Origin of the sequence: Paenarthrobacter sp. NCHU4564 (assembly GCF_052156435.1) — a bacterium.
GTDB lineage: Bacteria > Actinomycetota > Actinomycetes > Actinomycetales > Micrococcaceae > Arthrobacter.
In genome coordinates this window covers 99,372-121,736 of sequence record NZ_JBQLIS010000005.1, presented here as the reverse complement: position 1 = coordinate 121,736, position 22,365 = coordinate 99,372, and the positions used below count along the sequence as shown (strand labels likewise).

Below are 22,365 nucleotides of genomic sequence, written 5' to 3'. Positions count from 1 at the left end.
GTTACCCCTAATTTTCTGCGCCGGCGGTGCTGCGGACGGGGATGCTGGAAGCGATCAGCACGCTGCCCTTTTCCTCGTTGGTGGCGGGTCGGATCTGGCCACGCTCGGGAACGAACGCGATGGAGTCGTCCTTCTGGTTGGGAGCGTTGACGAACGAACGGAAACGGCGGAGGCGTTCCGGGTCCTTCAGGGTCTCGGCCCACTCGTCCTCGTAGGTGTCGATGTGCTTGGCCATGGCGGTTTCAAGTTCCTCGGCAATACCCAGGGAATCGTTCACCACCACGTCCTCAACGTGCTTCAGCCCGCCGTCGAGTTCTTCCTGCCACCGGGCGGTGCGCTGCAGGCGGTCTGCCGTGCGGATGTAGTACATGAGGTAACGGTCGATGTACTTGATGAGGGTTTCGTCATCCAGGTCCTTGGCAAGCAACTGGGCGTGGGCCGGAGTGGCGCCGCCATTACCACCCACATAGAGGTTCCAGCCGTCGGCCGTGGCGATGACTCCCACGTCCTTGCCGCGGGCCTCTGCGCATTCCCGGGCGCAACCGGAAACACCCATCTTCAGCTTGTGCGGGCTGCGCAGGCCGCGGTAGCGCAGTTCGAGGGCGATGGCCATCTGCACGGAATCCTGGACACCGAAGCGGCACCACGTGGAACCGACACAGGACTTCACGGTGCGCAGGCTCTTGCCATAGGCCTGGCCCGACTCGAAGCCCGCGTCCACCAGTTCCTTCCAGATCTCGGGCAATTGCTCAAGGCGTGCCCCGAACATGTCAATGCGCTGCCCACCGGTGATCTTTGTGTAGAGGCCGTACTTTTCGGCCACGGCGGCAATGACACCGAGGCCCTTGGGCGTGATCTCACCGCCGGCAATCCGGGGGACAACCGAGTAGGTGCCGTCCTTCTGCATGTTCGCCAAAGCCCGGTCGTTGGTGTCCTGCAGGGTGCCACGGCCGGCATCAAGGACGTAGGCGGAGTGCTGGCTGGCGAGGATGGAGGCGATGGTCGGCTTGCAGATGTCGCAGCCGGCGCCGGTACCGTACTTGGCCATGATGTCTTCGAAAGACGTGAGCTCCAGGACCCGGATGGCGTCGAAGAGTTCCTGGCGGGAGAGGCTGATGTGCTCACAAAGAGCCTTGGAAACCTCGATCCCGGACTTCTTGAGTTCGCCTTCAAGGAGCTTCTTGAGCATGGGAACACACGATCCACACTGGGTGCCGGCCCGGGTACAGCCCTTGAGGCCACCGAGTTCCTGCACCGGAGCGTTTCCTTCGCAGGTGCCGCAGCCGTTGATGGCGTCGCGGATCGAACCGGCCGCCACGTTGTTGCACGAGCAGAGGATCGCGTCGTCCGGAAGTTCGGTTTCCGGAGCCTCGCCACCACCGGCAGCGCTCAGGAAGGCACCCGGTTCAGCCGGAAGTTCACGGCCCAGCAACGGGCGGAGGCTCATGTAAGGGGAAGCGTCGCCCACGAAGATGCCACCCAGAAGCGTCTTGGCATCATCGGTGGTGACAATCTTCTGGTAGACACCGCGGGCAGGGTCGGCGTAGACGATTTCCAGGGAATGTTCCGTGCGGGCGAAAGCGTCGCCGAAGCTGGCAACGTCCACACCCGAGAGCTTCAGTTTGGTGGCGGTATCGAAACCAGGGAACGTTGCCTGGCCGCCGTGCAGCCGGTCAGCCACGATCTCTGCCATCGTGTTGGCCGGGGCCACGAGGCCCAGGCACATGCCCCCGAAGTTCGCTACCTCGCCGATCGCCCAGATGCTCTCCACTTCGGTGGCGCAGAAGTCATTGATGACTACACCGCCGCGCTGGCCGAGGCTGAAGAGCTGCTCTTCGCCTTCGGCGGCACGGAAAAGCTCGTCGCGCGGCTTCACACCGATGGCCACGATCACCAGGTCAGCGGGGATGGTGCGGCCGTCCGCCATCAGCACGCCGGTGACCTGGCCGTCGTCGTCCGTTACGACTTCGGAAGGGAAGACGCCGCCGTGGACCTCGAAGCCCTTTGCCTCGATCAGGCGCCCCAGCGCCTGGCCTGCGCCCTCGTCCAGCTGGGTGTTCATGAGCCACGGTGAGCCGTTGATCACCACAGGGTTGGCGCCGAGCTGTTCGGTTCCGGCAGCGGACTCCAGGCCCAGCAGGCCGCCGCCGATGGTGACGGCGTTGACCTTGCGGCCGAGCTTTGCACCGAGTTCCGCAATGGCCTTATTAATGGCCCACACGTCTTCAAGCGTGCGGTAAACATGCGTGTGCTCCGCACCGGGAATGGGGAGCCGGGCTGCGTCCGAGCCGGAAGCGACCACCAGTTGGTCGTACTCATACTTGTTGCCGGAAGCGGTGAGGACACTCTTGGCTACAGTGTCGATCTTGACGGCGCGCTCGCCGGTCTTGAGCGTCACTGCCTCGTGGTCCCACATGGACGCCGCACCCAGGGTGAGGTCCACGCCGGTCTCGGTGAGGGCCTTGCTCAAGGCCACACGGTCGTAGGGAAGGTGGGCTTCCTCCGTGAGCACTGTTACCTGCCAACCTTCAAGCCCACGGTTGACCATGGCATCGGTGAAACGGTGGGCTGCAGGGCCGCCTCCGACAACCACGATGCGGCGCAGGTTTTCTGTACTTGAAGTGTGTCCGGTCACTGGTGGGCCTTTCGCAAAGGTCGCAGACGGATCTCCGCAACTTGTGGAACCAGCCTAGGGAGGGGCAGTTTCGCTTCAGTTTCCCGTTTGTTTCGTGATCTTAACTTCTGCATCACGAACGCGTTTCCGGCCGCGTGAGGTCTCTTTTACGCGCTGGACACATACGCGGACACCTGATGAAACACCCGCGTCCTAGCGTGAAGGAGTGGCCGCGAACGTGGCCCGTCCGGGGGAGTGCAGGTGGAAGATGCCGGCGTCCGGACACAGCGAGAGGGGCTGAAATGACCGTAATTCTTGACCGCGCAGAGAACCTGTCCGCCACAGCAACCTGGCACCGCGTGTGCCCGGTGGACGAGCTCGAACCGGCCTGGGGCGAGGCGGCACTGATCCAGGGCACGCAAGTGGCCCTGTTCCTGACCGCCCCGGGTGAGGTCTTCGCCGTCGCCCAGCAGGACCCTGCAACCTTGGCCAACGTCATGGCGCGGGGCATCATCGGATCGCGCGGCAGCCGCCCGACCATCGCCTCGCCGCTGCACAAGGAGGTCTACGACCTCGAAACGGGCGAGTGCTTCACCAACCCGGAGCTCAAGCTCGCGACCTATGCCACGCGCCTGGTGGACGGGTTCATCGAGATCGGGCTCTAGAGCCCCAGCGCTTCGCGGACATCCCGGAGGACATCGTCCAGGGATGTCCGCGCTGCTTGGCGTGCCGCCGGAAGTTCAGCGGCGGATTCCACGGGCTGGATGACTTCCAGGTAGCACTTCAGCTTGGGCTCGGTGCCGCTGGGCCGGATGATCACGCGGCTCTGGTCACGGGTCAGGTACAGCAAACCGTCGGTGGGCGGCAGGTCCGCACTGCCTTCGGCGAGGTCCGTGAATACCTCGACGGCGGAGCCTCCGAACGCTTCGGGAGGGGTGACCCGCAGGCGGTTCATCATGGCATCCAGCAACCCAAGGTCTGCCACCCGGATGCTCAGTTGGTCGCTGGCGTGGAGCCCGTGGACCAAATACAGCTCGTCAAGGGTGTCGAAGATCGTCCTGCCCCCGGCCTTGGCAGCGGCAGCCAGTTCAGCGATCAGCACGGCCGCGGAGATGCCGTCCTTGTCGCGCACCAGGTCCGGTGCCACGCAATAGCCCAAGGCTTCTTCATAGCCGTAAATCAGTCCGGGAACGCGGGAGATCCACTTGAAGCCCGTCAGGGTTTCCACATGGGAGTAGCCTGCGGTGGCGGCGATCCGGGACAGAAGCCGTGAGGACACAATGGAGTTCGCGAAGACACCTTCGGGGGCTTCGTCACCTGTGGCGTTCGCAGCCAGCCGTGCCGCGATGTGGGCGCCCAGAAGGGCACCTGCCTCATCACCGCGCAACATCCGCCACGCACCTGTCGCCGGGTCCAGCGCAGCAACGGCCGCCCGGTCGGCGTCGGGATCATTGGCCAGGACGATATCGGCGCCAAGGTCCGCCGCCGTGGCCAACGCCAGGTCCAGCGCGCCTGGCTCTTCGGGATTGGGGAACGCGACGGTGGGGAAGTCCGGATCCGGTTGGGCTTGCTCTGCCACCAGGGTCACATCGGTGAAGCCCGCAGCGCGCAGGACAGACACAGCAGTGTCACCGCCTACGCCGTGCATGGGAGTCAGCACAATCTTCAGGTCGCGGGCGGGGAAGTGCTCCCTGTCCACCAGGTCCGCCATGGCTGACCGGTAGTCACTGACGATCGAATCCGGCAGCACGGTCCAGCCTTCATCTGCCAGCGCGATGGAATCCAGTGTTCCTACGGCATCGATCTTTGCCGCGATCCCGGAGTCGTACGGAGCCACGATCTGGGCCCCGCGGCCACTCTCGCTCACGGCGTGCCGGCCGAGGTACACCTTGTATCCGTTGTCCTGCGGTGGGTTGTGGCTGGCGGTCACCATCACGCCGCCGTCGCAGTCCAGTGCACGGACCGCATAGGCGAGTACCGGCGTCGGCAGGGCGTCCGGCATGAGGAACACCTCGATCCCGGCGGCCGTGAAAATTGCCGCCGTCTCGCGGGCAAAGACATCGGAGTTGTAGCGTGCATCAAAGCCCACGACGGCGCGCGGCCGGGTTCCGGGTGAAGCCGCCCCGACCGTTTCGGCCAGGAAAGCCGCCAGACCCGCCGCTGCCCGGCGCACTACCACGCGGTTCATCCGGTTGGGGCCGGGGCCGAGGGCTGCACGGAGCCCGGCCGTGCCGAACTGCAGGGTGCCGCTGAAGCTGTCACCCAGTTCCTGGGCTGCACCGGCGTCACCGGCTCCGGCGGCGTGGGCCAGATCGCGGAGGGCCGCGGCGGTGACGGGGTCCGGGTCCTGTGCGGCCCACTCACGGGCCTGGTCGATCAGCTGGTCAAGGGTGGCATCGCTCGATGTCATAAGCACCAAACTACAACGACGCATGGGGGTCCTGCCTCCCCCTCCGGTCGCAAAAGGGGGAAGTCGGGTTGCCCGCGGGCACGGTGCCGTCCCACGTCAGGGCTGGAGTGTCCGCGACCTGACGCTGAAGGAGGCGGCGCCGTCCATGCTGAAGACGGCCGTGCCCAGGTTGTCCCAGCCTGGGAAGAAGGTGTCCGAAACCACGGCCTGGCCGTCCTCCGCAAAGACCTCAACGGACGAAGAATCCAGCAGGATCCGGAGGCGGACTGTGCGCTCCGAGGCTGGGAGGCGGACCTCGTGCCAGGGACTGAAATTCTCCGAAAAATTGGTGGTGCCGGCTTGCGAGCGGTCCACCTTCAACGTGCGGGACCCGGCATTCCAGGAAATCCTCAGCCCTCCATCTGCGCCTTCCCCCGGGCCATCCTGGGATGCACGCCGGAGGAGTATCCCGGCTTCGGTGGCGGTACCCAGGTCAAGTTCCACATCCAGGAGTTGGCTCCGTGCCGTGAGCGGCAGCTCCCGCACCTCGGAATCGACGGTGAGGTCCTTGACGTCGGCCCCGCCCTTGGCTTCCAGCGCACTGACGGCTGCCGCGGCAATCGCCGAGCGCAGTTCAAGCCTTTGCTCCCCGCGGACCAGGGTGAGCTCACGTGGAATCGCCATGGATCCGCGCCAGGGCGTGGTGGGAACGTGCTGGGCATAGTCCCAGTTGCCCATCCAGCCCAGCAGTATGGGCTTGCCGCCGGGAGCGCCGGTGATCGAGCTGGCGGCGTAGTAGTCGGCACCATGGTCCAGCCATTGGGATTCGCTCAGGGGTGCGTCGGGTGCGGCGGCATTTTCCGCGGTGAACGTGGTGCCGTCGAACTCACCCACGAAGTACTGCATCCCCGACCCTCCCGCGATGCCACCGGGATTGATGCTGAGCAGCATCACCCACTTCCTGGCCGTGGAGCCTTCGACCCGCATCTGGAGCAGTTCAGGTACTTCCCACAGTCCGCCCTGGGCGCCGACGCCGGAGAAGTCGCTGAGGAAGTCCCACTGCAGCAGATCCGTGGACTTGAACATCTTCACCACCTGGGCGTCGGCCACCACCGTGGTCATGACCCAGTAGCGGCCCGGTTCATACCAGGTGATCTTGGGATCGCGGAAGTTGTTGTTGGTGGGCTGGAGGTTCAGGACCGGGTTGCCGTGGTACTTCTCCCACGTGGTCCCGTTGTCCAGGCTGAACGCCACCGATTGCGCCTGCGCACCCTGGGGAAGCCTGCCGTTCCTGCCGTAGGCGCTCGTATACAGGGCCACCATGGGCGGATTTTCCGCGGATCCCAGGCCCGATGCGTTGTCTTTGTCCACCACGATGCAGCCGGAGAAGATTTCTTCTTCCGGTCCCGCTTCCATGGCCACGGGACGTTCCTCCCAGTGCACCAGGTCCTTGCTGATGGAGTGCCCCCAGGACATGTTGCCCCACGAGTTTCCGCGCGGGTTGTACTGGTAGAACGCATGGTACGTACCGTCGTGGAACACGAGGCCGTTGGGGTCGTTGAGCCAGTTCTTTGAGGCCGTCAGGTGGACGGCAGGCCGCCAGGGATCCGACGCGGAAGGCTGCGGCCCGCCCAAGGCGGGTACCGGCGTCGTGCTTTCACTGGTGCGTGGCGCGGTGCAGGAGGCGGCCGTGAAGGAAACCACGACGGCGGCACTTGCTGCGAGCAGTTGGCGGCGGGACAGGCGGTGGCTGGGGAAAGTCATGGGTAAATCCTGGGGTTGGGGGGATGGCGGGGGTGCGCCGGCTGGTGACCGGCGAACCCCCGCCGGGCCTTGTGGGCCGGGTATTACTTGTAGAGACCCTCGCCGCCGACGCGGACGTTGGTGGGGAGGTAGCCGAACGGACCAAGGCCGTTCTTGCCGAAGCTGCGGTCAACCTGGGTCACGCCGGCCTTGAAGTTCATCTTCACGGTGGGGGAGAGGGAGCCGCCGCGGACGCCGTCCACGTTGTCGATGAACGACTGGACCAGGCCGCCGGGCTGCACGTAGTGCGAGTAGGCCTGGAACTGGCGGCCGTTCTGGCGCGGGTCCGGACCTTCCGGGGCGTTGGCGGGCATGTTCAGGTCCGTCGGCGAACCGAGGGCCAGTCCGCTGTTGTTCACGGGCTGGTAGTCGGAACGGATGCCGTTGCCCACAAAGCCATAAACGCCGTCCGGGCCGCGCATGCCATCTGCGTAGGTGAACTGGTGGCTGATGGTGAACAGGTAGTACTTGTTCTTGCCGTCCTCGTTCTGGATGTAGATCTGCGGACGCTCAGTCTGGTCGTTGACGCAGTTGGCGGACAGGATCGGGGGCAGGAAGCTCCACTTGGTCAGATCCTTGTTGTCTGCCACAGCGAGACCGACGTTGGCGGTCTGGTACCAGGCTCCGGTGGTGTTGTTCACCTGGTCCAGGGTCTCAGCGTTGGGGTCGCCGGGGCGGTAGCCCAGGTCTTCCTGCTTGCACTTGTACTGGCCGCGGGTTCCGCCGGTGTTGCCCTCGAAGACCATGAAGGTCTTGCCGGGGTGGGCCGGGTCCTCGAACGTGTACGGGTCGCGGAAGGCGAAGCCCGGGTTCTGGGCCTTGGTCTGGTACCACTTGCCGTCCGGCTCCAGGAGCTTGGTGTGCTGGAAGCCGTCGAACGTCACGCCGTCCTTGGTGGCGTGGATGTTGCCCAGCGCCTTGGCGATCACCGCGTCCGGGGCAATACCGCCGCCGCCGGCATTCCGCTCGGCCACGTCGTAGAAGGTGGTGGCGGTGTAGAAGACGTTGATCTTGTTGCCCTGCATGAGGCGCGTGGAGCCCGACCATTCGGTGTTGCCGATCGAGGAGTTGGGCAGGAACAGGTGCCCGCCGTAGTTCCACTTGTCTTTGTTGGGGTCGGCGTTGGTCTTGCGGAAGAAGTAGCCGATCCGGGCGTTCCAGTGCCGCTGGTCGAAGCCGTAGCCTGCGTGGCGGTCGGCGACCAGGGCGAAGATGACATCCCAGCCCTTGTAGCTGATCTGGTTGGCGTGCTCGTCGGTCAGGGACCAGGTGTCCCAGACCCACACGTCGTCGTTCATGGCCGGGAAGTCCTTGGGGATCTCCGGCATGGTGACGTTGGGGCTCATGGAGTTCTCACCGGGAGCCACGGTGGAGTCGCTTTGCGCCATGATCTGCTTGGCGTCGGCGCGGGTCCACTTGGAGGTGAAGCTTGCTGCCGGATCGTAGGCCTGTTGCGTGTGCTTGGTCGGCAGCGGGAAGCCGGGCGTGGGTGCCGGCATGGTGTTCGACGGCGGGTCGGCCGGCAGGTTGGCCTGCGCAGCAGGTGTCACCAGCAGGATGCTGCCGGCTACGCCTGCGGCCGCTGCCAAGGCGGTCGCCTTGCGCAGCCGGCGGCGTGGCCGTTGAGGGGTTGAGTGCGTGTTCATGCTTGCTCTTCTCGCGGAGTGTTGGACTTCGTGGAGTGGGGCGCATGCCCTGGTTCCCCGTGAAGGGGGCTCTCCAGTCAGGTGTCCGCCCGAGCCGCTGGTGGCGTCTTCGAGGGACGCCATCGTTTCGAGGGTGCGGCGGGATCCGATGGATGCCCGCAGCCGGTGCTCCGGCACGTCGACTTACCGGAGGCACTCCACGCTAAACACGTGTGAGGTTCAAACTCAAAGCGTGTTTCGGCAGCTTTCCGAGGTTGTCTGACATCTATATGCAAGCGCTTACACTGCCAACACGCGCGCGTGCCAGAACCGGCAATGGCCGGTCAAATATTTCTTCGAAGAGCCTTGGGATTCCCGGAATTTACAGTCCGTTTACTTCGTGCCCATGTGACTTGACGACTCGGCGGTCCTTCCCGTATCCGCCATCCCAACTAGGTCGCATTAGTGCGCGTTTTGGAGGCTCAAAACGCGCACTAATGCGACCCAGTTGGGTGCTCAACTCCAATCGATGGACGTACAATTTAGTAGCAGTCCCGGTGCTATGGCAGGCCCGGTACTTCCGGATGGCTGGTGCCCATGTGTGAAGTTCCCAAGCGGAGATGGCGCTCCTCGATCACTCCCTTGCGGCTGGTGATCGGAGTACTTGCCCTTGGCGTCATAGCCTTCGGCTGGCTGGCACCCGCCTATCCCTGGGGCTTTCCGGTGGGCATCCAGGCAGGCGTCCTCATCGGGGCCGGGTTCCTTGCCCTTGCCGTCGCCGTCTTCATGCCCGTCATCCGTGAGGTGGAGCTCGGGCTGACGCCCACCGTGAAACTGGGTCCGGCGTTGAAGGACAGGCACGCCGAATTCCGGAGCGTCTTCGAGCAACAAAAAGGCGACCTTGAATACTGTGCACATCTGCTGTGCGGCGACCCGGAACAGGCACGCCGGATGCTGGAAGCGGCCTGGTCCCAGGCTTCGGGTGCGTGGAAGGGGCCGGTTACCCCGCAGCTGCGCGTCTATACCCTGTGCCTGTACGTGGAAATCCTGGGGAACTACCGCAAGTGGCTGCTCACGGCGGAGGGCAGGACGAAACACCCCAAACGGGACCGTAGCCTGCTGGCGGGCCTGACGCACGACCAGCGGGTCGCCGTCGTCCTTCACGAATTCGCCAAGCTGACCGTTACCGAAATCGCAGGCATCACCGGACGGAAACCGGCAGAGGTTGGCAAGGAACTGGCCGAAGCCGGTGCCCGGACCAGGCACCTGGCGCTGGAGACCGGCACGCCATGAGAGGCGAGCTTAGGGAACTTCTGCTGGCCGAGGCTGCAAGCCATGTCCGCACCTACCCCGCAGACATGGACGGCGCCCTGTCCGAAGGCATGGCGCGGGTCCGCCGCAGGCTGATACGGACTTGGGTGGTGGTCATCGTGTCGGCATTGGTGCTGGCTGCCGGCCTGGTGACGGCCCGCATCCTGGTTTCGGGTGCTGCCGCCGCAGAGTCGTTGACCGTGACCGGTCCATCCAACACCCTGCTCCCGGGAGCATCCGCACAACTTGAGGCGGAGGCGGCTTACAGCGACGGCACCCGCAGGTCAATAACGGAGGGGCTCGCCTGGGCCTCGGAGAATCCGGCCGTAGCGGCAGTGGCAGCTACAGGGGAGGTCACGGCGGTTGCGCCCGGCTCGGCTGCCGTAACGGCAACGTTCGACGGCGTCTCCGGACGTTTCGAGCTCACTGTCACCACGCCCGATGGTGCTGCGCTGACCGGTTTGGCCATCCGTCCCGGGGAAGCGTCCGTGGACGTGGGCGGCAAGGTGCAGCTGACGGCCGAGGGAAACTACAGCAACGGGGCCTTGGGGCAACTCAACGCTGAAGCCTTCTGGTCGTCGGTGGACCCGGGAACAGCCAGGGTGGACGGGAACGGCCTGGTGACCGGTGGACGGCCCGGGGCCACGGACATCATCGCCGCCCACGACGGCTTTGAGGCCACGGCGCGCATCACCGTGACCACCCCGCCACCGGTTGCGGTGACCGGCTTCTCCGTGGACCCGGCCGAGGTCACCGTCAAACAAGGGCAGAGTGTCCAACTGACAGCCATCGCCGCATCCTCTGACGGCACCTCGGCGCCCGCAACCGACGTGGCCTGGTCCAGCAGCAACCCGCAGGTCGCTACCGTCAGTGCCACCGGACTCCTGGCTGGCCGGAGCGTCGGACAAACCTTGGTGGAAGCCGTCCATGTGGACCAGGATGGCCGTGAATGGCGGGCCCAGTCCAAGGTGACGGTCGAGCACGTGGCGGTGGCCGTCGTCGTGAGTCCCGCAGGGCCGCACGCGCTCCAACCGGGAGCCAGCCTCCAACTGACCGCGGCAGTGCGGTACAGCGACGGAAGGCCCGGCAAACCCGTAATCTCCTGGGCATCCAGCCGACCGGTCTTCGTATCGGTCAGTTCTTCCGGGCTGGTCCGGGCCGGCGGGCAAGGCGAGGCCAGTATCACGGCCACGGTGGACGGGGTTTCCAGTGTGCCGGTGTTTATCCGGGTGGGTATCCCTGCACCTGATCCGGGTCCTGCCGAATAGCTAGAGCTTGGCGATGATCTCCGCGAGCAATGTGGAAATCCGCGGTCCGGCGGCCTCCCCGGCCTCCAGGACCTCGGCGTGGCTCAGCGGAACCGGACTGATCCCGGCTGCCAGGTTGGTGACCAGCGAGATTCCGAATACCTCCATGCCGGCGTGGCGGCCCGCGATGGCTTCAAGCGCTGTGGACATACCCACCAGGTCCGCACCGATCCGTTTGGCGTACTGCACTTCGGCCGGCGTTTCGTAATGCGGTCCCGTGAACTGGGCGTAGACACCCTCCTGGAGGGATGGGTCGACTTCCCGGGCCAGCTGGCGGATCCGCGACGAGTAGAGGTCGGTGAGATCGACGAACGTGGCTCCCTCCAGCGGTGACGTCGCAGTGAGGTTGATGTGGTCGCTGATGAGGACCGGGGTGCCGGGGTTCCAGGCCTCATTGAGGCCGCCGCAACCGTTGGTGAGCACCAGCGTGCTGCACCCGGCCGCGGCCGCCGTCCGGACGCCGTGGACCACGGAGCGGACGCCGCGGCCCTCGTAGTAGTGGGTCCTGGCACCCAGGACCAGTGCGCGCTTGCCTTCCCTGGTCAGTACGGAGCGAATGGTGCCAACGTGCCCCACCACGGCGGGCTTGTGGAAGCCGGGAACCTCCGAGGCGCTGAGTGTCGCGGTGGTTTCGCCGATCAGGTCCGCAGCCTCGGCCCAACCGGATCCGAGGACCAGGGCCACATCATGTGACTCCACGCCGGTTTCCGAGGCGATGTAGTCCGCGGCATCCTTGGCGGCTTCAAAGGGGTCTGTGTTCATCAGCTCAGTGTTACTCACTGGTACAAGCTACCGTGCGGCTGCCGGGTTCCGGTAGGGACGCGTCCGACGGCGGCGCGGACCTTGCGTTGGAGGCCTGACGCGGGTGAGGCTTGGCTGACTGGCAGCCGAAGCGTGTATGCGGAAGAATTGAGAATTGTGACCACCCAAGTTGACTTCAGTTCCCCACGAATCGCGATCCTGGGAGGTGGTCCCGGCGGGTACGAAGCCGCCATGGTGGCCGCCTCGCTCGGCGCCAAAGTCACCATCATCGAACGGGCGGGCCTGGGCGGATCGGCCGTCCTGACCGATGTCGTCCCGTCCAAGACCCTCATCGCCACGGCGGACCTCATGACCCGCGTCGCCGAGGCGGATGAGCTGGGAGTCAAGTTCGACGACTCCGCATCCAAGCCGCACGCGGACCTCAAGCACATCAACGACCGCGTGCTCAACCTTGCCCGCGGCCAGTCCAACGACATCCGTGCCGGCCTCGAACGCCTGGGCGTTGACATCGTCATCGGCTCCGGCAAGCTCCTGGACAACAACACGATCGAGGTCCTCACCCTCGAGGGCACCCGCACCATCGACGCCGACGCCATCCTGCTGGCAGTCGGCGCCCACCCGCGGGAACTGCCCACAGCCAAGCCGGACGGGGAACGTATTCTCAACTGGGCGCAGATCTATAACCTGGACGAGCTTCCCGAGGAACTGATCGTGGTGGGTTCCGGTGTGACCGGCGCCGAGTTCGCATCCGCCTACAACGGCCTGGGTTCCAAGGTCACGCTGATTTCCAGCCGCGACCAGGTCCTCCCCGGCGAGGACACGGATGCCGCCAAACTCCTAGAGGGCGTTTTCGAGCGTCGAGGCGTGCGGGTCCTGTCCCGCTCCCGTGCCAATGCGGTTGAGCGGACGGACGACGGCGTCAAGGTCACCTTGGGTGACGGCTCGGTCGTCACGGGCTCCCACTGCCTGGTGTGTGTCGGCTCGATTCCCAACACGGCGGGGTTGGGCCTTGAGGAAGCCGGAGTGACGCTGACGGAGTCGGGCCACATCAAGGTGGACGGCGTTTCCCGGACCACTGCTCCCAACATTTACGCTGCCGGCGACTGCACGGGCGTGTTCGCCCTGGCATCGGTTGCCGCCATGCAGGGCCGGATCGCGATTGCGCACTTCATGGGTGATGGCGTGAAGCCCCTCAAACTCAACCAGGTGGCGTCCAACATTTTCACCTCCCCGGAGATTGCCTCCGTCGGTGTGTCCGAGGCGGACCTGGCTTCAGGCAAGTACCAGGGCGATGTAGTGATGCTGTCCCTGCTGAGCAACGCCCGCGCCAAGATGCGCAATACCAAGGACGGTTTCGTCAAGATCATCGCCCGCAAGGGTTCCGGCACCGTGATTGGCGGCGTGGTGGTGGGACCGAACGCCTCCGAGCTGATCTTCCCGATCTCCGTGGCCGTGACGCAGAAGCTGCACGTGGACGACGTCGCGAGTGCCTTCACGGTCTACCCCTCGCTGACCGGCTCCATCTCCGAGGCAGCGCGCCGTTTGCACGTGCACATGTAGTTCTTGCTTCGAGGGCGCTTGGCTGGTCTGGGCTCGGCGCGCAGGCCACGAGTTCGCCGGAAACCAGCCGGAGTGCCCGGAAACTTCCGGCGTTCCCGCAGCTTTCCAGCGAACTGGGCGCCAAGGGGCGGGGGAGTTCAGGCAGCCGCAGCCTGGAAGTGCTTCTCGATGAGGCCCTTGATGTCCTCGTGACACCCGCCGCACCCCGTCCCCGCGCGGGTGGCCTTGGAAACCCCGGCCACGGTTGAGCAGCCGTCCGCCACGGATTCCCCGATGGCGGCCGCGCTGACACCTGCACACCGGCATACCGTGCGTTGGGGGTCGTTGCTCTCGGCGCTCCCGTCCAGTTGGTCCGGCCCGTCGAGGCGCAGTAGCAGGGAGCGGTCTGCAGGAAGCTCGGAGGACCGTTCAAACAGGACAACCAGCTCAGCAGCGGTCCTGGGCATACCGACGGCGACCAGCCCTTCCAGCACTCCGCCCCGCGTGGTCATCTTGACGTAGCGTCCGTGCTCGGGGTCGGCCCACTGGGACACCTGCCGGCGGGGTCGGCCTGCTGCGGCTCCGGCTTCCAGGAGTTCTTCATCCCACGGGTCGGCCTGGTTGTCGCCGGCCAGGGCGAGGTTGATTCCGCGGGCTTTCAGGACGATCACGCCAGGTTTCTCGGCAGCCAGGCCCGCCACCGAATCCGCGGTTTCCTGTCCCTCGCGGGCCAGGACCGTCAGGTATTCGGCCAGCCACTCGGCCTGCCGCCATCCCGGTCCCACCAAGCCGGAGGGGCCGCTGGCTGTCCGGCATTCAACGCATGAAGCATCGGCGCACCGCACCTCCGCGCAATCGCCGATGGCGAACATGTGCGGCTCGTGGTGGGTGCGGAGGTGGTGGTCCACAAGGATCCCCGTGCCAACGGGCAACCCGCACCCTTCGGCCAACTCAATCCGTGGGCGCACGCCGCAGGACAAGACCAGCAGGTCGCCGTCGATCGCCGAGCCGTCGTCCAGCAGCAAGGCGGAGAAGGACCCGCCGGGCCCGGAGGTTTCCACCCCCGTGGATCGGGCGTTTCCGGCCATGCGGACCCCGCTGGCCCGGAGGCTGTTGGTCAGGACCGATCCGCTGCCGCGGTCGATGCTGCGGCCCAGGGGGAATGGTCCGTTGTGCACCACGGTTGCCCGGGCGCCTTCCTCGGAGGCAGCCAGGGCGGTCTCAAGACCCAGAACACCGCCACCGAGAACCACTACGCGCTTGCGGCCGGCAACAGCCGAACGCAGCACGGCCGCGTCCTGCAGGTCCCGGAGCGTGATCACGCCCGCGGGAAGAACCGGGCCGGAGGGGTCCGGGTTCAGTCCCGTGAGGTTCGGAATGACGGGTCGGGAGCCCGTGGCGAAGACCAGCCGGTCATAGTGCTCACGGGTCCCATCGGAGAGCACTACCTGCTGCCTGGCACGGTCGATCCTCCGGACCTTGGTTCCCAGCCGGACCTCCACTCCCGCAGCTTCCAGCTCTGCGGCGTCGGCCATCGCCACGGCCTCAGCAGTAGTGCGCCCGACGCCTAGCTCTGCCACCATCACCCGGTTGTAGGCGGCTTCGGTTTCCTGCCCCACAACCAGCAGTTGCACAAGGCCTGAGCGGACGGCAGGAGCCAGTTCCTCCACCAACCTCGCGGCCACCGGTCCGAATCCGACAACAACAATGCGCTCGCTCATGAAGCCTCCTTGGCGTGCAATGACAGGCCCGCATCCTGAGGGACGGCGGGGACCGGGGTGGACGCTGCCCGCCGGACCCACACCCGGCTGGTCTTGAACTCCGGCATGCCGGAGATGGGGTCGGTTGCGGCCTCGGTGAGCCGGTTGGCGTTCTCCTGGCCGGGGAAGTGGAAGGGCAGGAACACGGTGTCGGGCCGGACGGCGTTGCTCAGTTCAGCGCGGCACAGCACTTCGCCGCGCTCATTGGTGACCGTGGCGTAATCGCCCTCCGATATCCCGCGCGAAGCAGCCGTCGCAGGATGGATCAGCAACCGGACCTGGGGTTGGGCCGCCAGCAGTTCGGCAACGCGCCGGGTCTGGGCTCCGGATTGGTAGTGCTCCAACAAGCGGCCGGTTGCCAGTGCCAACGAGTCGTCCGCAAACGACCGTTCAGCCCGCCTCGACGGCTTCACCGGAACCATCACGGCGCGCCCGTCCGGGTGGGCAAAGGCATCGGCGAACAGCCGGGGGGTTCCACCGCTGCCGACGGGATACGGCCAGTAAGCAGCTTCGCCGCGGTCCAGCATGGCGTAATCAATGCCGGAGTAGTCGGCCAGCCCGCCGGCAGAAGCCTGACGCAGTTCCTCGAACACGGTCTCGGGATCTTCGCTGAAGGTGGATGGCGCCCCAAGGAGCCCGGCGAGGCGAGCCATGAGCCACAGTTCACTTCTAACGCCCGGCGGGGGAGTGATGGCCCGACGACGCCGGATCACCCGGCCTTCCAGGTTGGTCAGGGTGCCTTCCTCTTCCGCCCACTGCGTCACCGGCAGCACCAGGTCCGCTTCCAAGGCCGTCTCGGATAGAAAGAAGTCGCACACCACCAGGAAGTCCAAGTCCCGGAGGCCGGCAGTGACGGCGTTGGTGTCCGGTGCCGACACCACCACATTGGCGCCGTGCACGAAAAGGCACCGGACGCCGTCGGGCTTTCCGAGGGACTTGAGGAGTTCGACGGCGGGAAGTCCCGGTCCGGGGATCAGCGATTCGTCGATGCCCCACACCTGCGCGACGTGGGCGCGCGCGGCCGGGTCGGTGATCTTGCGGTAGCCGGGGAGCTGGTCAGCTTTCTGGCCGTGTTCGCGTCCGCCCTGGCCGTTGCCCTGCCCGGTCAGCGTGCCGTAGCCGCTGCGCGCGGATCCGGGCAAGCCCAGCAGGAGGCTCAGGTTGATGGCGGCGGTTGCTGTGTCCGTGCCGTCAACGTGCTGTTCCACGCCCCGGCCGCTGAGGATGTAGCTACCCCCGGCACGGGCGCCTTGGGCAAGGCGGCGTGCGGTTTCGCGGATGAGGGTGGCAGGCACGCCGGTGATCGACTGGACGCGCTCGGGCCAGAAAGCTGCGAGGCTTCGCACCAACTCCGGGTAGCCGGAAGTCCGCTGGGCAACGTACTGCGCATCGACAAATCCCTCGTGCACCACCACATGGGAGATGCCGAGCAGGAGGGCCAGGTCGGTACCGGGCGTCGGCTGCAAGTGGAGGCCGCCGCCGTCGGACGTGAACGCTGCAGTAGCCGAGCGGCGGGGGTCCACCACGATCAACCCGCCGCGGTCGCGGGCGCCCTGGAGGTGCTGGACAAAGGGAGGCATGGTTTCTGCGACGTTCGAGCCGAGCATGAGGATCACGGATGCCGAGTCCAGGTCGGTCACCGGGAACGGGAGCCCGCGGTCTACGCCGAAAGCCCTGTTGCCTGCTGCGGCTGCCGAGGACATGCAGAACCGGCCGTTGTAGTCGATGCGGGACGTACGCAGGGCCAGCCGGGCGAACTTGCCCAGCATGTACGCCTTCTCGTTGGTGAGGCCACCGCCGCCGAAAACTCCCACGGCGTCGTTCCCGTACTGCTGTTGCGTTTCCTTGACGGCCGCGGTGATGAGCGCCAGGGCCTGGTCCCAGGAGATCGGCTGGTGGACTCCGTCGGAGCCTTTCAACATCGGTTCGGTGACCCGGCCGTTGTGGCGCAACAACGACGCCGATGTCCAGCCTTTGCGGCACAGCCCGCCACGGTTGGTGGGGAAGTCGCGCCCGGAAACCTCAAGGGGAACGGCGGGCTGGTCCGGCTCTCCGGCGCGTGCGGGCACTGCCCCGGCCGGGGCCGAAGCCGCAGCCGGGGTCAGCGTCATGGCGCACTGGAGGGCGCAGTATGGGCAGTGGGTATCGGCGCCGTTTGGCATCTAGATGTGTCCGATCGTGTTGCGCTTCCGGGCGGGGCGGATGTAGCAGGCCCAGCAGACGATGAGCATCAGGACGTACGCGGCCACGAAGCCGTAGAAGGCCGGGGTGTAAGAGCCTGCGGCGGAGTTGGAAGCATTGAGCACCTGCGGGATGACGAACCCGCCGTAGGCACCGATGGCGGAGATCAGGCCCAGGGATGAGGCCGCGAGCCGGGCCGTGGCTGCACTGCTCGCACCGGAGCGGGCAGCGCGGCTGGACGTCGCGAAGATCACCGGGATCATGCGGTACGTTGCACCGTTGCCGAAGCCGCTGGAAACAAACAGCAGGAGGAACAGGCCCAGGAAGAGCCAGAAGTTCTTCAACGGCAGGGTCCAGATCATGGTCAACGTGATGACTGCCATCGAGGCGAACGCGGTGATGGTCATGCGGGCACCGCCCATGCGGTCTGCCATGCGGCCACCGTACGGCCGGGCCAGGGAACCGACCAACGGACCCAGGAAGGCCAGGGACAGGGCCACGGCGCCGACATGGATGGAGGAGAACTCCGGGAAGTAGTCCTTGATGAGCTTGGGAAAGACACCTGCGAAACCGATGAACGAGCCGAACGTGCCGATGTACAGGAAGGCCATGATCCACAGGTGGGGCTCCTTGATGGCAGCAACGGATCCGGCGACGTCACCCTTGGCGCTGGTGAGGTTGTTCATGTACTTCCAGGCGCCGAAGGCGGCAATCAGGATCAAGGGAATCCAGATGAGGCCGGCCATGGGCAGGTTGACGGTTCCAGCGGCAAGTACCGTCACGGCGATGGGAACAACCAGCTGCGCGACGGCGGCACCCAGGTTTCCGCCCGCGGCGTTCAGTCCCAGTGCCCAGCCCTTTTCGCGGGCGGGGTAGAAGAAGGTGATGTTGGCCATGGAGCTGGCGAAGTTGCCGCCGCCAAAGCCCGCCAGCGCTGCCATCAGGAGCATGACGCCAAAGGGCGTGTCCGGGTTGGAGACGCAGATCGCAAGGCCTGTGGACGGGATGAGCAGCAGCAGGGCCGAGATGATGGTCCAGTTCCTGCCGCCAAACTTGGGGACCATGAAGGTATAGGGAATGCGGAGCGTGGCGCCTACCAGGCTGGGGATGGAGATGAGCCAGAAGATTTGGTTGGTGTCGAAGGTGAATCCGGCTGCGGGGAGCTGGACCACCACGATGGACCAGAGCTGCCAGACAACAAAGCCCAGAAACTCGGCGAAGATCGACCAGTAGAGGTTGCGCTTGGCGATGGACCGGCCTTCGGCTTCCCACTGCCCTTTGTCTTCGGCGTCCCAGTTGGCGATCCAGCGGCCGGGGCGGTGTTCAAGGGCGGGAGCGGTGGCAGTGGACTGGGTGGGGGCCAGTGCATCTGCGGTGCGGTCAACAGTCACGGGAGTGCCTCCTTGATGGGGGACGGTGTTATCCCAAGGTAGGTAGCGCTCATTTCGCGGACCGTCGCGGTTTGTAAACGTGCTGTGACATTTCCCTATCTGCGGGGTCACGGGGACGTGAGACGATGGTGAGGTTGTGGCGCCGCCCACAGTATGGAAATTTCCTGTCAGTCCGGATCGTGGACTTTGTTGTCCATTCAATGGACTCCGGGAACTATTATTGAACTCTCGAATATTCCGTCGCCGACCGGGTCGCAGGGCACCGGCCGGCGTGAACGAAAGCTGCTACTACACATGTCTTCCACTGCACCCTCCAAGGAAGGTGAGTCCACCAAGCCGGTGAACTCGCGGGGCCGGGTGATCTTCGCCAGCCTGATCGGCACGACGATCGAGTTCTACGACTTCTACGCCTACGCCACCGCGTCGGTCCTCGTCTTCCCCAAACTCTTCTTCCCCAACGCCACCGACATCAACGCCCTTCTCAGTGCCTTTGCCATTTTTGGCGTTGCGTTCTTCGCACGGCCCATCGGCGCCGTGGTCTTTGGCCACTTCGGTGACAAGATCGGCCGCAAGGGCACCCTGGTCGCTTCGCTGCTGACCATGGGTATCGCCACGTTCCTGATCGGTCTCCTTCCGGAGGCTTCGCTGCCCGGGTGGGCCATCATGGCACCGCTGCTGCTGGTTGTCCTGAGGTTCTTCCAGGGCCTGGCCTTGGGTGGCGAGTGGTCCGGTGCGGCCCTGCTCGCCACCGAGAACGCTCCTGAAGGCAAGCGCGCCATTTACGGAACCTTCCCGCAACTGGGTGCCCCGATCGGCTTCATCATCGCCAACGTCATCTTCATCTGGATGAACACCGCACTGACTGCCGAGCAGTTCCTGGCCTGGGGCTGGCGAGTGCCATTCCTCTTGAGCGCCGTGCTGGTCATCGTTGGCCTCTACGTCCGCCTCAAGCTCGTGGAGAGCGCGTCCTTCACCAAGGTCATCGAACAGGACAAGGTCCAGAAGCTGCCCTTGGGCGCCACGTTCAAGAAGCACTGGCGCCCCGTGGTTGCCGGTACGTTCATCATGTTGGCCACCTACGTGCTCTTCTACATCATGACCACGTTCACGCTGTCCTACGGCACCAAGCCCACCCTCGCCGGCGCGCAAGCGGCGGCCGAGAAGACCGGCACTGCGATGACGGCAGAACAGATCGCGGCCTATGTTCCCGGCCTCGGCATTCCGCGGTCCGACTTCCTGTGGATGCTGATCCTCGGTGTCGTCTTCTTCGGTATCTTTACGGTGGTCTCCGGGCCCCTTGCCGAGAAGTGGGGCCGCCGCAAGTTCCTGCTGGGCGTCACCGCCGGAATCTTCGTCTTCGGCGCCCTGTGGTTCACCATGTTCGGACCGGGCCAGGCAGCCGCGATGGTGGGCCTGATTGTTGGCTTTACGCTCATGGGCCTGACGTTCGGCCCCATGGCAGCAATCCTGCCCGAGCTCTTCCCCGCCAACGTCCGCTACACCGGATCAGCAGTGGCCTACAACCTGTCCTCCATGATCGGTGCAGCTCCTGCGTCCTTCATCGCCATCGCCCTGTGGTCAGCCGCCAACGGCAGCACCTGGCTGGTGGGGGTCTACATGGCAGTTGCCGCCGTCATCACCTTCGTCGCGCTCTGGCTTACCCGCGAAACCAAGGACACGGACTACGAGAACAACGTGGCCTAGTACCCCAAGAACGACGCCGGCCCCGCACCGTTTGGTGCGGGGCCGGCGTCGTGATGGGGTACTTCGCTTTAGTCCTCGATGGTGGCGATGACAGCGCCGGCGGACACGGTTTCCCCTGCGGAAGCCGTCAGGCCGCGGACAGTACCGGCCTTGTGCGCGGTCAGGGGCTGCTCCATCTTCATGGCTTCGAGGACCACGATCAGGTCGCCCTCGGCCACCACGTCGCCATCGGCTGCAGCGATCTTGACGATGGTTCCCTGCATCGGGGAGGTCAGGGCGTTGCCGCCGGCAGCAGCGGCGGTGGCGCCTGCCGAGCGGGACCGCTTCTTCGACTTGCCTGCCTTGGCGCCCGAACCACTGGAAACGGCGGCGACACCGGCACCCAGGCCGGACGGCAGGACGACCTCAAGGCGCTTGCCGCCAACTTCGACGACCACGCGCTGGCGATCACCGGCGTCGGGACCTTCTGCGCCGGCGCCGGACGGGGACCACGCCGGAATGTTGTTGACGAATTCGGTCTCGATCCAGCGGGTGTGGACCTTGAAGGGGCCTTCGACCGGTGCAAAGTCAGGGTCCGTGACCACGGCGAGGTCGAAGGGGATAACGGTGGGAATGCCTTCCACCACCATTTCCTCCAGGGCACGGCGCGAACGCTGGAGTGCCTGCTCGCGGCTGGAACCGGTGACGATCAGCTTGGACAGCATCGAGTCGAAGTTGCCGCTGATGATGTCGCCCTGTTCCACTCCGGAATCAACGCGGACCCCGGGACCGGTCGGGTTCTTCAATGTGCTGATGGTGCCCGGTGCGGGCATGAAGTTGCGTCCCGGGTCTTCGCCGGTGATGCGGAACTCGAAGGAGTGGCCGCGGACCTCAGGATCCTCATAGCCAAGGGCTTCGCCGCGGGCGATGCGGAACTGCTCGCGGACCAGGTCGATGCCCGTGACTTCCTCGGACACGCAGTGCTCCACCTGGAGGCGGGTGTTGACCTCGAGGAAGGAGATGGTGCCGTCCTGGCCTACCAGGAACTCGCACGTTCCGGCGCCGAGGTAGTTGGCCTCCTTGAGGATGGCCTTGGAGGATTCGTAGAGGCGCTTGTTCTGCTCTTCGCTCAGGTAAGGTGCGGGAGCCTCTTCCACGAGCTTCTGGTTGCGGCGCTGCAGGGAGCAGTCGCGGGTGGAGACCACAACAACATTGCCGTAGGCGTCCGCCAGGCACTGGGTTTCCACGTGCCGCGGGGAATCCAGGAAGCGTTCGATGAAGCACTCGCCACGGCCGAATGCTGCGACGGCTTCACGGACAGCGGATTCGTAGAGCTCCGGGATCTCTTCCATGGTGCGGGCGACCTTGATGCCGCGGCCACCACCACCGAACGCTGCCTTGATGGCAACGGGGAGGCCGAATTCCTCGGCGAACTTCAGGATTTCGTCCGCGTCCTTGACCGGGTCGGCAGTGCCGGGGACCAGCGGGGCGCCGACCTTTTCGGCAATGTGGCGGGCCTGGACCTTGTCGCCGAGTGCGGAGATGGCCTCAGGGGAGGGGCCGATCCAGTTGATCCCGGCTTCGATCACCTTGGCGGCGAACTCGGCATTCTCGGCCAGGAATCCGTAGCCCGGGTGGATGCCGTCGGCGCCGGACTGCTTGGCGACGTCAATGATCTTGTCCATCACCAGGTACGACTCGGCTGCACTGTTGCCGCCGAGTGCGTAGGCCTCGTCAGCGAGGCGAACGTGCAGGGCGTCACGGTCCGGGTCTGCGTAAACGGCTACGGAGGCGATGCCTTCGTCCCGGGCGGCTCGGATGATACGGACCGCGATCTCGCCGCGGTTGGCAATCAAGACCTTGGTAAGAGGGCTGGAAATGGGCTGCGCCGGGTTAGCTGACAAGTTGTTGACTCCTTCTGTCCTTGAGGAGCCTAGCGCGATTGTGTGGGTTCCGCCCATGTTGATGGGGGATTCCGTGTGTGAACCGGCGTTCCTTTG

General features: G+C 65.4%; 14 protein-coding genes. 5 read left to right on the top strand and 9 right to left on the bottom strand.

Annotation, left to right across the window (positions count from 1 at the left end; genetic code table 11):
- Positions 1-7: 7 nt before the first annotated feature.
- Positions 8-2,635 carry a nitrite reductase large subunit NirB gene (gene nirB, locus ACSVIE_RS07325; RefSeq protein WP_426006620.1) on the bottom strand — a complete coding sequence of 876 codons (2,628 nt, stop codon included), beginning with the start codon at positions 2,633-2,635 and terminating at the stop codon, positions 8-10.
- 281 nt (positions 2,636-2,916) lie between these two features.
- On the opposite strand from nirB, the gene nirD reads away from it, so the two are divergent.
- The gene (nirD, locus tag ACSVIE_RS07320) at positions 2,917-3,279 is read left to right on the top strand and encodes a nitrite reductase small subunit NirD (protein WP_426006621.1); all 363 of its coding nucleotides are present in this window, start codon (positions 2,917-2,919) and stop codon (positions 3,277-3,279) included.
- Here the strand turns inward: nirD and ACSVIE_RS07315 are convergent.
- From ACSVIE_RS07315 to ACSVIE_RS07305, 3 genes are all read right to left on the bottom strand, one after another.
- The gene (locus ACSVIE_RS07315) at positions 3,276-5,024 is read right to left on the bottom strand and encodes a phospho-sugar mutase (protein ID WP_442423457.1); all 1,749 of its coding nucleotides are present in this window, start codon (positions 5,022-5,024) and stop codon (positions 3,276-3,278) included. The two genes, nirD and ACSVIE_RS07315, sit on opposite strands and share 4 nt — an antisense overlap.
- 96 nt (positions 5,025-5,120) lie before the next feature.
- Positions 5,121-6,767: a glycoside hydrolase family 32 protein gene (locus tag ACSVIE_RS07310; protein WP_442423456.1), complete on the bottom strand. Its 1,647-nt coding sequence runs from the start codon at positions 6,765-6,767 to the stop codon at positions 5,121-5,123.
- Positions 6,768-6,850: 83 nt separating this feature from the next.
- Positions 6,851-8,452 (bottom strand): glycoside hydrolase family 68 protein, encoded by a 1,602-nt coding sequence (locus ACSVIE_RS07305; protein ID WP_442423455.1) that lies wholly within the window; start codon positions 8,450-8,452, stop codon positions 6,851-6,853.
- A 576-nt stretch (positions 8,453-9,028) separates the two neighbouring features.
- On the opposite strand from ACSVIE_RS07305, the gene ACSVIE_RS07300 reads away from it, so the two are divergent.
- Positions 9,029-9,724 carry a hypothetical protein gene (locus ACSVIE_RS07300; protein ID WP_426006626.1) on the top strand — a complete coding sequence of 232 codons (696 nt, stop codon included), beginning with the start codon at positions 9,029-9,031 and terminating at the stop codon, positions 9,722-9,724.
- A complete protein-coding gene (locus ACSVIE_RS07295; RefSeq protein WP_442423454.1) occupies positions 9,721-11,010 on the top strand; it encodes an Ig-like domain-containing protein in 1,290 nt (429 codons plus the stop codon). Before ACSVIE_RS07300 ends, ACSVIE_RS07295 begins: the two co-directional genes overlap by 4 nt.
- Here the strand turns inward: ACSVIE_RS07295 and ACSVIE_RS07290 are convergent, their stop codons facing one another.
- Positions 11,011-11,811 carry a purine-nucleoside phosphorylase gene (locus tag ACSVIE_RS07290; RefSeq protein WP_442423453.1) on the bottom strand — a complete coding sequence of 267 codons (801 nt, stop codon included), beginning with the start codon at positions 11,809-11,811 and terminating at the stop codon, positions 11,011-11,013. It lies immediately after the preceding gene.
- A gap of 156 nt (positions 11,812-11,967) precedes the next feature.
- Here ACSVIE_RS07290 and ACSVIE_RS07285 point away from each other — a divergent pair, with 156 nt between their 5' ends.
- On the top strand, positions 11,968-13,371 hold the full coding sequence (locus ACSVIE_RS07285; protein WP_442423452.1) for an NAD(P)H-quinone dehydrogenase: 1,404 nt from the start codon (positions 11,968-11,970) through the stop codon (positions 13,369-13,371).
- 137 nt (positions 13,372-13,508) lie between these two features.
- Here the strand turns inward: ACSVIE_RS07285 and ACSVIE_RS07280 are convergent, their stop codons facing one another.
- Genes ACSVIE_RS07280 through ACSVIE_RS07270 form a run of 3 tightly spaced genes read right to left on the bottom strand, consistent with a single transcriptional unit; the run spans position 13,509 to position 18,682 of the window.
- Positions 13,509-15,071, bottom strand: coding sequence for an FAD-dependent oxidoreductase (locus tag ACSVIE_RS07280; protein ID WP_442423451.1), 1,563 nt, complete (start codon positions 15,069-15,071; stop codon positions 13,509-13,511).
- Positions 15,068-17,272 (bottom strand): molybdopterin oxidoreductase family protein, encoded by a 2,205-nt coding sequence (locus ACSVIE_RS07275; RefSeq protein WP_426006631.1) that lies wholly within the window; start codon positions 17,270-17,272, stop codon positions 15,068-15,070. Before ACSVIE_RS07275 ends, ACSVIE_RS07280 begins: the two co-directional genes overlap by 4 nt.
- Complete coding sequence (locus ACSVIE_RS07270) at positions 17,273-18,682, bottom strand: MFS transporter (RefSeq protein ID WP_426006633.1); 1,410 nt, start codon at positions 18,680-18,682, stop codon at positions 17,273-17,275. It lies immediately after the preceding gene.
- 294 nt (positions 18,683-18,976) lie between these two features.
- Between ACSVIE_RS07270 and ACSVIE_RS07265 the strand changes: the two genes are divergently transcribed.
- On the top strand, positions 18,977-20,386 hold the full coding sequence (locus ACSVIE_RS07265; RefSeq protein ID WP_426006635.1) for an MFS transporter: 1,410 nt from the start codon (positions 18,977-18,979) through the stop codon (positions 20,384-20,386).
- A gap of 68 nt (positions 20,387-20,454) precedes the next feature.
- On the opposite strand, the gene ACSVIE_RS07260 is transcribed toward ACSVIE_RS07265, so the two are convergent.
- The gene (locus ACSVIE_RS07260; RefSeq protein ID WP_442423450.1) at positions 20,455-22,326 is read right to left on the bottom strand and encodes an acetyl/propionyl/methylcrotonyl-CoA carboxylase subunit alpha; all 1,872 of its coding nucleotides are present in this window, start codon (positions 22,324-22,326) and stop codon (positions 20,455-20,457) included.
- Positions 22,327-22,365: the final 39 nt, after the last annotated feature.

Bases quoted from the DNA above. Each gene is read 5' to 3' on its own strand.
- nirD (WP_426006621.1), top strand. From the start codon at position 2,917: ATGACCGTAATTCTTGACCGCGCAGAGAACCTGTCCGCCACAGCAACC.
- ACSVIE_RS07315 (WP_442423457.1), bottom strand. From the start codon at position 5,024: ATGACATCGAGCGATGCCACCCTTGACCAGCTGATCGACCAGGCCCGT.
- ACSVIE_RS07310 (WP_442423456.1), bottom strand. From the start codon at position 6,767: ATGACTTTCCCCAGCCACCGCCTGTCCCGCCGCCAACTGCTCGCAGCA.
- ACSVIE_RS07305 (WP_442423455.1), bottom strand. From the start codon at position 8,452: ATGAACACGCACTCAACCCCTCAACGGCCACGCCGCCGGCTGCGCAAG.
- ACSVIE_RS07300 (WP_426006626.1), top strand. From the start codon at position 9,029: ATGTGTGAAGTTCCCAAGCGGAGATGGCGCTCCTCGATCACTCCCTTG.
- ACSVIE_RS07295 (WP_442423454.1), top strand. From the start codon at position 9,721: ATGAGAGGCGAGCTTAGGGAACTTCTGCTGGCCGAGGCTGCAAGCCAT.
- ACSVIE_RS07290 (WP_442423453.1), bottom strand. From the start codon at position 11,811: ATGAACACAGACCCCTTTGAAGCCGCCAAGGATGCCGCGGACTACATC.
- ACSVIE_RS07280 (WP_442423451.1), bottom strand. From the start codon at position 15,071: ATGAGCGAGCGCATTGTTGTTGTCGGATTCGGACCGGTGGCCGCGAGG.
- ACSVIE_RS07275 (WP_426006631.1), bottom strand. From the start codon at position 17,272: ATGCCAAACGGCGCCGATACCCACTGCCCATACTGCGCCCTCCAGTGC.
- ACSVIE_RS07265 (WP_426006635.1), top strand. From the start codon at position 18,977: ATGTCTTCCACTGCACCCTCCAAGGAAGGTGAGTCCACCAAGCCGGTG.
- ACSVIE_RS07260 (WP_442423450.1), bottom strand. From the start codon at position 22,326: ATGGGCGGAACCCACACAATCGCGCTAGGCTCCTCAAGGACAGAAGGA.